General features: G+C 49.2%; 16 protein-coding genes. 8 read left to right on the top strand and 8 right to left on the bottom strand.

Translation table 11 applies throughout. The features are described 5' to 3' along the window. The 4 genes from ABYP73_RS06855 to ABYP73_RS06840 all read right to left on the bottom strand — a co-directional run. Positions 1-1,113 (bottom strand): PspC domain-containing protein (locus tag ABYP73_RS06855; RefSeq protein ID WP_372973841.1); only part of this gene is annotated, 1,113 nt, incomplete at its 3' end. Next, on the bottom strand, positions 1,110-1,451 hold the full coding sequence (locus tag ABYP73_RS06850; protein ID WP_163693302.1) for a PadR family transcriptional regulator: 342 nt from the start codon (positions 1,449-1,451) through the stop codon (positions 1,110-1,112). The genes ABYP73_RS06855 and ABYP73_RS06850, both read right to left, overlap by 4 nt. Positions 1,452-1,572: 121 nt before the next feature. Continuing rightward, a complete protein-coding gene (locus ABYP73_RS06845) occupies positions 1,573-2,106 on the bottom strand; it encodes a nuclear transport factor 2 family protein (RefSeq protein ID WP_372945922.1) in 534 nt (177 codons plus the stop codon). After that, complete coding sequence (locus ABYP73_RS06840) at positions 2,103-2,585, bottom strand: DUF4870 domain-containing protein (RefSeq protein ID WP_372945921.1); 483 nt, start codon at positions 2,583-2,585, stop codon at positions 2,103-2,105. The genes ABYP73_RS06845 and ABYP73_RS06840 overlap by 4 nt, the downstream gene beginning before the upstream one ends. A gap of 132 nt (positions 2,586-2,717) precedes the next feature. Here ABYP73_RS06840 and ABYP73_RS06835 point away from each other — a divergent pair, with 132 nt between their 5' ends. Genes ABYP73_RS06835 through ABYP73_RS06815 form a run of 5 tightly spaced genes read left to right on the top strand, consistent with a single transcriptional unit; the run spans position 2,718 to position 5,855 of the window. Beyond that, entirely contained in the window at positions 2,718-3,170 is a 453-nt protein-coding gene (locus ABYP73_RS06835; protein WP_372973840.1) for a DUF4442 domain-containing protein, read from the top strand. An 8-nt stretch (positions 3,171-3,178) separates the two neighbouring features. Next, positions 3,179-3,703, top strand: coding sequence for a hypothetical protein (locus ABYP73_RS06830; protein ID WP_372973839.1), 525 nt, complete (start codon positions 3,179-3,181; stop codon positions 3,701-3,703). 50 nt (positions 3,704-3,753) lie between these two features. Next, positions 3,754-4,554, top strand: coding sequence for a TIGR00266 family protein (locus ABYP73_RS06825; protein ID WP_372945918.1), 801 nt, complete (start codon positions 3,754-3,756; stop codon positions 4,552-4,554). A 39-nt stretch (positions 4,555-4,593) separates the two neighbouring features. Then, positions 4,594-5,247 (top strand): DUF2461 domain-containing protein, encoded by a 654-nt coding sequence (locus ABYP73_RS06820; RefSeq protein WP_372973838.1) that lies wholly within the window; start codon positions 4,594-4,596, stop codon positions 5,245-5,247. A 26-nt stretch (positions 5,248-5,273) separates the two neighbouring features. Continuing rightward, positions 5,274-5,855 (top strand): NUDIX domain-containing protein, encoded by a 582-nt coding sequence (locus ABYP73_RS06815; RefSeq protein WP_372973837.1) that lies wholly within the window; start codon positions 5,274-5,276, stop codon positions 5,853-5,855. A gap of 9 nt (positions 5,856-5,864) precedes the next feature. On the opposite strand, the gene ABYP73_RS06810 is transcribed toward ABYP73_RS06815, so the two are convergent. Beyond that, a complete protein-coding gene (locus ABYP73_RS06810) occupies positions 5,865-7,181 on the bottom strand; it encodes a D-alanyl-D-alanine carboxypeptidase (protein WP_372973836.1) in 1,317 nt (438 codons plus the stop codon). Positions 7,182-7,285: 104 nt separating this feature from the next. On the opposite strand from ABYP73_RS06810, the gene ABYP73_RS06805 reads away from it, so the two are divergent. Further along, positions 7,286-7,483, top strand: a complete 198-nt coding sequence (locus tag ABYP73_RS06805; RefSeq protein ID WP_372946318.1) for a hypothetical protein — start codon at positions 7,286-7,288, stop codon at positions 7,481-7,483. Positions 7,484-7,529: 46 nt separating this feature from the next. On the opposite strand, the gene ABYP73_RS06800 is transcribed toward ABYP73_RS06805, so the two are convergent. Continuing rightward, positions 7,530-8,468 (bottom strand): LysR substrate-binding domain-containing protein, encoded by a 939-nt coding sequence (locus tag ABYP73_RS06800; RefSeq protein ID WP_372946319.1) that lies wholly within the window; start codon positions 8,466-8,468, stop codon positions 7,530-7,532. A gap of 97 nt (positions 8,469-8,565) precedes the next feature. On the opposite strand from ABYP73_RS06800, the gene ABYP73_RS06795 reads away from it, so the two are divergent. Then, positions 8,566-9,045 carry a Dps family protein gene (locus tag ABYP73_RS06795; RefSeq protein WP_372946320.1) on the top strand — a complete coding sequence of 160 codons (480 nt, stop codon included), beginning with the start codon at positions 8,566-8,568 and terminating at the stop codon, positions 9,043-9,045. Between the two features lie 36 nt (positions 9,046-9,081). Here the strand turns inward: ABYP73_RS06795 and ABYP73_RS06790 are convergent, their stop codons facing one another. Next, a complete protein-coding gene (locus ABYP73_RS06790) occupies positions 9,082-9,501 on the bottom strand; it encodes a DUF2141 domain-containing protein (RefSeq protein WP_372973835.1) in 420 nt (139 codons plus the stop codon). Positions 9,502-9,601: 100 nt separating this feature from the next. After that, a complete protein-coding gene (locus ABYP73_RS06785; protein WP_372973834.1) occupies positions 9,602-10,954 on the bottom strand; it encodes an MFS transporter in 1,353 nt (450 codons plus the stop codon). A gap of 9 nt (positions 10,955-10,963) precedes the next feature. Between ABYP73_RS06785 and ABYP73_RS06780 the strand changes: the two genes are divergently transcribed. Next, positions 10,964-11,177: hypothetical protein (locus ABYP73_RS06780; RefSeq protein WP_372973833.1), on the top strand; the 214-nt coding region annotated here is incomplete at its 3' end.

The following is an 11,177-nucleotide window of genomic DNA, read 5'->3' as shown; positions in this document are numbered from 1 at the left end:
TCTGGGCCGGATCATCAGTGTGTCTGGTTCTGCCGGCAGATACAGGACCTCTCTTTCCGTGGTGCTGCCCGAATACGCATGGGCCGAAGCTTCCTGAATACCGAGGATCACCAGACCAATAATAGAGATCAGCCAGAGTCCGAGGAGGGAAAACTTCACGATATTCCCGATGGATTTCAGGTTGTTGATCAGGATCTTAAGCCCCAGGTAGAGCAGGAAGAAAAAGGGGATACCCACGACAAAGAAGGTGAGCAGGGACACTACCCATACCGGGGTTTCGGTGGCCCCGAAAATGCTGTACAAGTCCATTCCCGGGATGTGTATGATGTCCAGGGTCCCTACGGTGAACAATCCGACGAACAAGCCGATGAGGGTGGCCGCTCCTATAATGATGAGCAATATGCCAATGAACTTGCCGATCACTTTAAAAAAGAACATGATCACGTTTCCCAGGGCATCAAAAAAGGTGCGACCGCTGCTCTTTACCTTATCGCCTACCTTTTCATAGTCTACCCCTTTTACCCGTTCGGCGACCTCATCGTACCCTTCTTTAATTTTTTTTTCGATGTTGCTGATGTTGACAGGCTCGCCCTTCATGTCCAGCTTCTGGGAGGTAGTAACCGCCTCCGGGACCAGGATCCAAAGCAGGATATACGCGATAAAACCGAATCCTGTGGCCAGGGCAAAGAAGATAAAGATCAACCGTATCCACAGGCTGTCGATACCGAGATAGTGTTCCAGTCCGGCACACACCCCGCCTATGTATTTGTTTTCCACATCCCGGTACAATTTTTTGGGACGGGAGCCCTGGCGGGGTTCAGATCGGGGAGCATCGTCAAAGATGTCCTCATCTACCCTGTAGTCTTCGGGCTGACCCATGACCTGGATGACGGCATCCACTTCCTTCATAGTGATCACCTGTCTCTCATTCTCAAGCCTCTCCTGGAAAAGTTCAGCGATACGGGCCTCTATGTCGGCGATGATCTCATCGCTGCCCGCAGTACCCGAAAAGGAGCGTTTGATGGCTTCCAGGTAGCGTTTCAGCTTGTTGAAAGCCTCCTCATCTATATGGAAAAGGACGTTAGCTAGGTTTATATTGACTGTCTTGTTCATTTTTTTACTTTTTTAGCGTTGGTTACCAAATTCACGGCGTTTCTGAGTTCATCCCAGGTAGAATCCAGTTCTTTGAGGAACATTTTACCGGTCTCCGTGAGGCCGTAATATTTTCTGGGTGGCCCGGAAGTGGATTCCTCCCACCGGTAATTCAGTAGACCGGCATTCTTGAGCCTGGTGAGAAGGGGATAGATCGTCCCTTCTACCACCAGCATTTTTGCGTCTTTCAGGGTATCCAGGATCTCGGAAGTATACTTGTCTTCCTCCTGCAGGATAGACAGGATACAGTATTCCAGGACCCCCTTCCGCATTTGCGCTTTTGTGTTTTCTATGTTCATAATCTGTTTCTTCTGTTACATGCTGACCGGTGATGAGTCGGTTTTCATTCAGCACAGGGTTAACTGTTCGTTTTTAAGGTTTCATGGTATTTTGATTGATGAATAAACTCCGATTAGTGTTTTAAGGTTTATTAATTGTATAAGTCTCTGCAGACTGGTGGTCATAACTCAGTTCTCTTTTGATCTTCCATTGTCCGTCCTCCAGCAACCAGAGGTGGAGGAAGCGCGCGATGTCCCCTTGCTGGTATTCCCGGTTTTCATTCAGGAATTCGAATCGGTGCCTGCCCTCTTGTATGGCCCCATAGAGTTCTCCGTTGTTCCGGAGAGGATAAACTACCAGGGAGCCCTCAATAAGGATCCTTTTGGAAGGTTGTACCCAGCTTCCATCCTTCTCTTGACACCGGGTGTACATGGGGGAGAGGAACCGTTGCTTCCCATCGGTAGGACCCACCCTGTCATGGTAAAATTCGAAGTCATCGGAAAAGAGGGAGGCCATGGTTGCCGGATCACAGGTATCAAAAGCCGCCCTGAACAGGAGGCTGTCCTTCTGCTTCAGGATCGTGTAGAGTTCTGAATCAACAGCTTCCTGCCCCCGGGAAGAAACAATGCTTCCGGTGGTAAGGAATATGAGCGCTATGTACCTGAAGACGTTCATGATCTGATAAAGTTGATGGTGATGGGATATTTGAAGACCTGACCTTCATGCGTCCTGAGCGTTGCCAGGATAGTGTAGACCACATTGATCACAAATAGGGCAACTGGCACCAGGCCTGCCAGTCCGACAGGCCAAAGCCTGTGAAATGGAAAATCATCCCAGTCCATAAAAAAGTTGATCCCCTCAAAAGGCTCCCGATATCGCCATTCAAAGATCCCGTGCTGAAAAAAGTCCGGGATCAGACCAAAGAAAAAGGGGATGGAGATCGCGCCGAAGATCACCGAATACAGGAAGAGGCTGATCTGAAAATTCAGGGCCTGTTTCCCATTGTAATCGACAAAGGCATACTCCTTCCGGTTTGCCAGCCAGAGTACCAGGGGCAGGATGATGTTCCCAAAAGGAATAAAGAACCTGCTGAAGGTGGAGGCATGGATGACCGCAGATAGGGTTCTCTCGTGTTTGGTCAGTGATTCTGTCATCGCATATTAGTTTCTAATGCAAATATATATCTAAAAAAAGGTATTATGCAATACATAGTACTATCAATTAACATATCTTTAACAGTTTTGTTCTCGGGTATTTTGGGTATTTTAGCCTTAAATCTTCATGATATGGCTCGTCCCGGGAAATTCAATGCCTTCCTATTTTTTAAACTCCCCTCTGCCTGGTGGACAGGGGTAAGGCTGCGTGAGATCGATGAAGAAAAGGCTGTGGTGACTGTCACCCACCGATGGATCAACCAGAATCCTTTCAGGTCTATGTTCTGGGCCGTACAGGGGATGGCAGCCGAACTGAGTACCGGGGTCCTTGTGATGAACTGTATCCGCAAGAGCGGTAAAAAAGTCTCCATGCTGGTGGCCAACAACAAGGCTACCTTTACAAAAAAAGCGACCGGGAAGATCACATTTACCTGCAAGGATGGTCTCCGGATAGCCGAGGCCCTGGAAAAAGCCATTCAGACCGGGGAAGGACAGACCTGCTGGATGTCTGCGACCGGGGTCAATGAGGATGGGGTGGTGGTCTCAACCTTCGACTTCGAATGGACCCTCAAGTTAAAGACCTAGGAAACTACATGCAACGGCCCTCTTTTAAAGCGGTGAGAGACGATACCCTGTTTCGCGAAGAACAGGGCTTCACCCAGTGGTTTATCTGGGCATTAGTATTGGGATTGGTCGGCATCCCCCTCTACGGGATCGTTCAGCAGATCTTCCTCGGGGAACCTTTTGGCGATCATCCCATGTCTGATTGGGGTCTGATCCTTTTCCTGACGGGGACCCTGTTATTCTGCTATTTCTTCTGGTCCGTAAGACTGCGCACCGCAATTGCCAGGGATCATGTCCATATCCAATTCCGGCCCCTTGCCAACAAAAAGGTTTACTGGCGAGATGTTTCTAAAGCGGAGATCGTTCGATACAGTCCGTGGATTGGCTATGGACTTCGGGTCTCAACTACCTATGGTACGGTCTACAATACCAAAGGCAATAAAGGCCTGTTGCTGACCCTCAAGGAGGGAAAGAAAATCATGATAGGCACCCAAAGACCTCGCGAAATGGAAGAAGCAGCCCAAAGAGCCATGAAAGCGATAAAAGCCTTGTAACATATATCGGCAGGTCAATACTAACAAAGAGAAACTATAATATACGTACCATGAACGCACACGAAATCGACTACCATATCTATGGAGAGGAAATGCAATACGTGGAGATCGAGCTCGATCCCCAGGAGGCCGTAGTGGCCGAAGCCGGCAGTTTTATGATGATGGACACCGACCTGCAGATGGATACCATCTTCGGGGATGGCTCCAACCAGAACAAAGGGGTGCTGGGAAGCCTTCTTTCGGCCGGTAAAAGGATCCTTACTGGGGAAGGACTCTTTATGACCTCCTTCCTCAATGTCGCATCGACCAAGCGAAGGCTGAGTTTTGCATCTCCCTATCCCGGAAAGATCGTACCCATCGACCTGGCTGAGAAACAAGGGAAATTCATTTGCCAGAAAGATGCCTTCCTCTGCGCGGCCAAAGGTGTGTCCGTGGGCATTGAGTTTTCAAAACGACTCGGAAGGGGGCTCTTCGGAGGGGAAGGTTTTATCATGCAAAAGCTGGAAGGAGACGGTATGGCCTTTGTCCATGCCGGTGGTACCCTGGCCAAGAGAGTGTTGGGTCCGGGAGAGATCATCAAAGTGGATACAGGCTGCATCGTTGGCTTCACCAAAGATGTGGATTACGATGTGGAATTTGTCGGGGGGATCAAGAATACGCTCTTCGGGGGCGAAGGCCTGTTTTTTGCTACCCTCAGAGGCCCCGGAACGGTCTACGTTCAATCGCTTCCTTTTAGTCGTCTCGCGAAAAGAGTCTGGGCTGCCGCTCCCAAAGGAGGAGGGAAGGACAGGGATGAGGGGAGTATCCTGGGCGGACTTGGCGACATACTCGACGGGGACAACCGATTCTGATCTTGCTTTCCGTTCCCTCAATCCTTATTTTGCCCTCCTATGGATTTTAGGGCTCTACTCGACTTTCTAAAAGAACTTGACCACCACAATAACAAGGATTGGATGGACCGGAACCGAAAGACCTACCTCCGCCTGAGGGATGCGTTCATTCAATGGCTGGACGGCCTGGACATAAGGCTGGCACGGATAGACCCGGAATACTTCCCGACACCCGGGAGGATGGGGATCAACAGGATCAACAACAATCTCATGTTCCATCCGCACAAGCCTGTTTACAAGGACCACTTTGGGGCCGGACTCGACAAGGCCCCTGATACCGGGGATTTCTATATACAGATCGGGATCAGGGAATCCCTCCTGGCCGGAGGACTCTGGCGCCCGGCGCCCGCGAAACTCCGCAGCGTAAGGGAAGCCATCGACTTTGACGGTGAGGCACTGTCGGATATTCTTGGCAATCCTTCCTTTGTATCCGCCTTTGGAGATCTCTATGAGGATGAGAAACTTCGCACCGCCCCAAAAGGGTATAGCAAAGACCATCCCCATATCGACCTGTTGCAGCACAAGACCTTTGCGGTGGTCCACGAACTGGACGAAGAGGTGATCTTTTCACCCCGGTTTGAGGATCATATTGTGGAGATCTATCTGGAGATGCTGCCCTTCCGAAGGTATCTCAACAAGGCCATCAGTGTTTAGAAAACAGTAATCCGGGAAAAGAAATCATGAAAAGAGGAGCGATCAGAAATATTGAGAAGGAAGTTCTTTCAGACCAGTTCTATACCCTGAACCGATATACCTATGAATACGAGAAAGAGGACGGGTCCTGGGAGCTACAGAGGAGGGAATCATACGACAGGGGTAATGGGGTGGCTATCCTGCTTTACAACCCCGGAGAACAAAAGTTGATCCTGACAAGGCAATTCCGAATGCCCACCTACGTGAACGGGAACAGAGACGGTATGATGGTAGAGGCCTGTGCCGGGATGCTGGATGAGAAGGACCCCGAGGCGTGTATCCGCAGGGAGGTGGAAGAAGAAACCGGGTACAGGGTCGTTGATGTGAAAAAGGTGTTCGAGGCCTATATGTCGCCCGGCGCTGTCACCGAGATCCTTCACTTTTTCATCGCTCCTTATGACGAGACCATGAAGACTGGGCCGGGAGGTGGAGCGGCTGGCGAAACCGAAAACATCGAGGTGCTGGAAGTGACATACGACGAAGCTTTCAGGATGATGGACCGGGGTGAGATCCGGGATGCCAAGACCCTGCTACTCCTTCAATTTGCACGTCTCAAGGGGCTGATCTGAAAAGGGCATTCAATAGGAATCTCTGATCCGTTCCAGGACCGTCTGCATTCGGGCCTTGATCCGGGAGGAAGGCTCCAGATAGTGGTTGTTCATAAAGCTGAAGATGAGAATATTCCCGGACTTAGAGATCAAATATCCGCTCAGGCAGTAGGTATTCCCCAGGGTCCCGCTCTTGGCAAACACATAAGGATGCGGATTTCCCGCATACCAGTCTTCCAGGGTCCCGTTCTTTCCCCCGGAAGGGAAGATAGAGAAGAGCCAGACCTTTCCTTTTTCATCCAGCAATTTCTTTAGTACATACACCATGGAAGAAGGAGTGAAGAGGTTGTAGCGAGACAGGCCAGATCCATCGACCCACCTGGGTTTGTATGCCATGTCGGACAAATAAGAATCGAGGACAAAATCCCTTGCAAGGCCGGAGGAAATTGTGTCAGAGAGCACGAATGAAGATACCATCAGCAGTTGCTCTGCGATAAAGTTGTCACTCTCCTGCATCAACCTCTTGTACAGGCTATCGGCGGGCGTAGCCCCCATTATGATTTTCGTCTTCTCTCTGGGGAAAGCATCTGCGATGCTGATACTTTTTCCCAGGACATTTTCGAGGAGTGCAAGCGTCAGCCTGTCTGATGTGATATAAGGGATCTCCAAAGTGTCTGTGCGGGATGGATCAAAGTAAAAGGTATTTTGCTTCTCCTCCCTTCTTCTGTCTATCACCGAGACCTGAACACTGTCTGTGAATAGTATAGGTTCTGTCAATAGGCCTTCTTGTTGAGTGACACGGACCACATTTCCGTAAAGGGGAAAAGAGGAGCGCTCAGGGGAAAAGGAGGAGTCAAAATCTTCCCATGCCCATCCGGGGCCGTATCTTCCTTCGGAGAAATTACCCGGAACATAAACCAGCTGGCCGAATTGGCCCAGTAAATTCAAGGCGCTGCTGTCCCGGAAATAAGGATGGAGAACGGATGGGTTTCCCGTGCCGCTGAAGAAAAGCGTATCGCCGGTAATAGAATATTTCAAAGCAGGGACTGAATCTTCCAGGATTTTGAGGGCGGTGTACAGGGTAAAGATCTTGGTGTTGCTCGCGGGGGTGAAATACTGGTTAGCATTCACTGAAACCAGGGTATCTGTCGAAGTAGGATCGTACACCATAAGCCCTGTAAAATGCTCTCCGAAACGGTTCAATTGAAGTTCCTTTGCCACTTTTTTCTCAAAACTCCTCTTTTTTAAAGAAGAACAACCCATTAAGGATGCAGCAATCAGCAAGAGATGTAGCAGCCGCAAATAACGGCCCAAACCATCCATAGAACGATAGAATTTGTAGTTCATCGATTTTTTAGTGAATTTATCTATAATTTGAGGAGGCAAACACAATATCGCCTGCCATTTTTTGTTAATTTCGATTAGACAATCTAACGATAAATACGCAACATATGGCTAGAACTATGTTGGAGTATTACAAGATGGTGCTCCAAAAAGTGAGTTTCGATGCTAGGTTATTCAGTAAGGAACTCAGAAAAGCAATTTCTAAGCTACTGCCTTATGAAATTGAAGAACTCAGACACTGGTTGCTGAATTTTGTCACAGACAAACCAGAACTTCAGGAAAGTTTAATTTATATAAAAGCGTAAAAGGCTGCCGAAAGGCAGCTTTTTTATTCCCAAAATATCACCTGTTTTAATTTTGGGAGACGGGACTGATAATCTTTACGTCCTGGAACTTGATGGCACCCCTGACCACGGAGGCGATCACTTCCCTGAGGGCGTTTGTGATGTGCAGCTTGAGTTCCTTTTTGTGGTAGATCAGGCTGATCTCCCTTGCGGGGGGCGGTTCCTGGAAGTATTTTAAATTCGATTTTTTCCGCTCGTCCAGTTCCACGGCATTGAGATAGGGGAGGAGTGTCATCCCCAGGCCCTCGTTTGCCAGGTTCACCAGGGTCTCGAAACTCCCGCTCTGGAGGTGGAAGTGATCCTCGAAGTTCTGATTCGCCTTACAGAGATTGACGACCCCCTCCCTGAAACAGTGACCGTCTTCGAGGAGCAGGATGTCCCGGATATCCAGGGCTTCCGGATGCAGTTTATTTTCTTTTCTCAACCTGTGGCTGGGAGGTACATAGCCTACAAAAGGCTCGTAATACAGCGGTCTTTCCGTAATAAATTCAATGTCGAGGGGCGTTGCGGCGATCCCCGCATCGAGATGCCCGTCCTGCAGGTTGCGGATAAGGCTGTCCGTATTCTGTTCCCTGATGACCAGGTTTACCTTGGGATATTTGTTGATAAAGGTTTTCAGGAACATGGGTAGAAGGGTAGGCATGACCGTTGGGATGATCCCGAGGGTGTACTCCCCCCCGATGTAGCCTTTCTCCTGGTCTACAATATCCTTGATCCGCTTGGCTTCATTCACGATGTTCTTGGCCTGGGCAACGATCTTCTTCCCGGCTTCTGTGATCGAAATCGGCTTCTTACTGCGGTCGAAGATCCGGACATCCAGTTCATCCTCCAGTTTCTGCACCTGCATGCTCAGGGTGGGCTGGGTGACAAAACTCTTCTCGGCGGCCACGGTGAAATTCTGGTATTCCGCTACGGCCAGGACATATTGTAATTGGGTAATCGTCATGCTATAATGTTAGGTGATAAATTTATAAAAACTATCGATAAAACTTATGTTAATAGGCTGTTTTAATGTGATAATTTTATGGTAAAAATAAAGAGTGATGAAACTGAACAGCATTGGCCTGGATGCCAGGCAATCCAAAGAATTAGGGCAGGAACTCAATACACTCCTCGCCAATTTTCAGGCGTATTATATGAATCTTCGCGGGATACACTGGAATATTAAAGGGAAGAGATTCTTCGATCTGCATGCGAAATTCGAGGAACTCTATGACGATGCCAACCTAAAGGTAGACATGGTCGCAGAACGCGTCCTCACCCTGGGCGAGGTGCCCCTTCATACCTTCGGGGACTATATGAAAATTGCCAAAGTGCCTCAGGGCAAGAACATCACGGAGGATGAGAAGGCCATTCGTCTTATCGTCGATTCCCTGAAAGAACTCCTGAAGATCGAGAGAAGGATCCTCGCAGCTTCAGACAAGGCCGGCGACGAAGGGACCAATTCCATGATGAGCGACTTTATCACGGAACAGGAGAAAACCGTATGGATGATGAAAGCCTGGCTGGCTGAAGAGATCTAATAAAAAGAGCCCTCGACTGAGGGCTTTTTTTATGCTCTATAGCTTGATGGTCATGGCCAGGTCCTTGTCTGACAATTCAAATTTTGCCTGGTAGAAACTGGGAGGACCCATATGTCCGACTCCACCGGACATTCCAAATGATTCTTTGGGCATGCCCCTTTCGTCAAAGTCCATTTGGTAGTTATCATTCACGTCGTGCATAACCAGGATGGCATAGGTTCCCGGTACCACGTCTTTGAAGTTGAGGTCCAGTGACCCCGGCTTGCCTTCGGCATACACATAACCCACTCCTTCACTTTGCATGAAGGTCTCTGCATTGTGAAGGACAGCCAGGATTTTTCCGCCTTCCGCCTGTATATTCTCAACGGTGAGATGGATGTCATAAGCGGATAAGTCCTGGGATCGGGTCAGGGAGGTCACTAAGATAAATACGAATACTAATGGGAAACTTTTCATTGCTGTAGTTTTTGATGTTAGACTTCATCAAAGGTGAACAATGCCCCCTTTTTTATTAAAAAATAAAGACCGACCTGTCGGATATACCTGCCGAATCGTTCTAATGCGTGTCTTTTTCCGCAAAGGCAACCGACACATCCCGGTCATCCACGATGAGGCACAAGAGTCCGGCAATGAACATGCTCACGCCCCCAATGATCAGGGCGTAGATGGAGATGTTGCCGAAAAACGTCCTGAGCATAAAACCCAGGATGCCCGCGGCCACGATCTGAGGAATGACGATAAAGAAATTGAATACCCCCATATAATATCCCATCTTGTTGGCAGGAAGGATGCTGGAGAGCATGGCATAAGGCATAGACAGGATACTGGCCCAGGCGATTCCGACCCCTATCATGGAGATCAGGATGAGGTTGGGATCCGAAATAAAATAGATCGAGATGAGTCCGCCTCCACCGCAAAAAAGAGCCAGCAGGTGGGTAACCCTCCGGCTGACCTTTTTGGCCACTACCGGAAGCAGGAAAGCGACCAGGGCCGCAATGCCGTTGTAAATCGCAAAACAGATCCCTACCCAGTCGGCCCCTTCGTTGTACAAGGCCGAGGTCGTATCCTCTGTCCTGTAAATATGGCTGGTCACGGCTGAAGTGGTGTAGATCCACATGGCAAAGAGGGCAAACCAGGAGAAGAATTGTACAAAGGCGAGTTGCACCATGGTTTTCGGCATTTTGAATATGCCCATAAAGGATTCAGCCAACCCGCCAAAGATCCCTTTACTGGCATTTTCCTCCCTCAGTTTTTCCAGATCGTCCGGGGGATATTCCTCTGTGTTGAACACCGTCCACATTACTGCAAGGAAATAGGCGACTCCCCCCAGATAAAAAGACCATTTTACCGAATCAGGGATTCCTCCGTCCGGGGCGATATTGCTGATCCCGAACCAGTTTGTAAAGACCCAGGGCAGGGCAGAGGCGATGATGGCGCCCAGGCCAATGAAGAAACTCTGCATGGCGAAACCGCTGGTCCGCTGTTCATCGGGAAGCATATCCCCTACGAATGCCCGGAAAGGCTCCATGCTGATATTGATGGAGGCATCCATGAGCCAGAGCATGATCACGGCCATCCACAGGGCAGTGGAATTGGGCATCAGGAAAAGGGCTATGGTCGCCAGGATGGCCCCCACGGCAAAGAAAGGCCGCCTGCGTCCCCACTTTTTGTGCCAGGTTCGGTCGCTGTAATACCCGATGATGGGTTGTACGAGCAGTCCGGTCACCGGTGCGGCCAGCCAGAGGATGTGTAATTCGTCCTTGGAAGCGCCCAGGGTTTCAAAGATCCGGCTCACATTGGCATTCTGAAGGGCGAAGCCAAACTGTATGCCGAGAAATCCAAAACTCATATTCCAGATCTGCCAGAAAGAGAGGCGGGGTTTTACGGAACTGATCGAGATCTTATCCATGATGAAGAAGTGAAAAATAAAGTCAGCTCTAAATGTAGGCTTTTTAAAGGAACAAGTAAAGATGTTCGTGAATCCCCTGATTTTAAGGGACCTGTGAAAAATTCACAGGGTGAACCTGAGAAAAATGAAAAGCAAACCCTCGATGAAAAACCTCTTTCTTTAACATTTGTGCGTCTTTCATCGAATTCTGAGGCCGGAGGCTGCATTTTACCGAAAAAAGTTT

The organism is Muriicola sp. (genome assembly GCF_041567615.1).
Lineage (GTDB): Bacteria > Bacteroidota > Bacteroidia > Flavobacteriales > Flavobacteriaceae > Muriicola.
Note: the sequence above shows the minus strand (reverse complement) of the source record. Positions and strands in the feature narration are given on the sequence as shown.

Coding starts and splice junctions, on each gene's coding strand:
- ABYP73_RS06845 (WP_372945922.1), bottom strand. CDS start 2,106: ATGAACGTCTTCAGGTACATAGCGCTCATATTCCTTACCACCGGAAGC.
- ABYP73_RS06825 (WP_372945918.1), top strand. CDS start 3,754: ATGAACGCACACGAAATCGACTACCATATCTATGGAGAGGAAATGCAA.
- ABYP73_RS06805 (WP_372946318.1), top strand. CDS start 7,286: ATGGCTAGAACTATGTTGGAGTATTACAAGATGGTGCTCCAAAAAGTG.
- ABYP73_RS06850 (WP_163693302.1), bottom strand. CDS start 1,451: ATGAACATAGAAAACACAAAAGCGCAAATGCGGAAGGGGGTCCTGGAA.
- ABYP73_RS06810 (WP_372973836.1), bottom strand. CDS start 7,181: ATGAACTACAAATTCTATCGTTCTATGGATGGTTTGGGCCGTTATTTG.
- ABYP73_RS06835 (WP_372973840.1), top strand. CDS start 2,718: ATGGCTCGTCCCGGGAAATTCAATGCCTTCCTATTTTTTAAACTCCCC.
- ABYP73_RS06790 (WP_372973835.1), bottom strand. CDS start 9,501: ATGAAAAGTTTCCCATTAGTATTCGTATTTATCTTAGTGACCTCCCTG.
- ABYP73_RS06830 (WP_372973839.1), top strand. CDS start 3,179: ATGCAACGGCCCTCTTTTAAAGCGGTGAGAGACGATACCCTGTTTCGC.
- ABYP73_RS06795 (WP_372946320.1), top strand. CDS start 8,566: ATGAAACTGAACAGCATTGGCCTGGATGCCAGGCAATCCAAAGAATTA.
- ABYP73_RS06800 (WP_372946319.1), bottom strand. CDS start 8,468: ATGACGATTACCCAATTACAATATGTCCTGGCCGTAGCGGAATACCAG.
- ABYP73_RS06840 (WP_372945921.1), bottom strand. CDS start 2,585: ATGACAGAATCACTGACCAAACACGAGAGAACCCTATCTGCGGTCATC.
- ABYP73_RS06785 (WP_372973834.1), bottom strand. CDS start 10,954: ATGGATAAGATCTCGATCAGTTCCGTAAAACCCCGCCTCTCTTTCTGG.
- ABYP73_RS06815 (WP_372973837.1), top strand. CDS start 5,274: ATGAAAAGAGGAGCGATCAGAAATATTGAGAAGGAAGTTCTTTCAGAC.
- ABYP73_RS06820 (WP_372973838.1), top strand. CDS start 4,594: ATGGATTTTAGGGCTCTACTCGACTTTCTAAAAGAACTTGACCACCAC.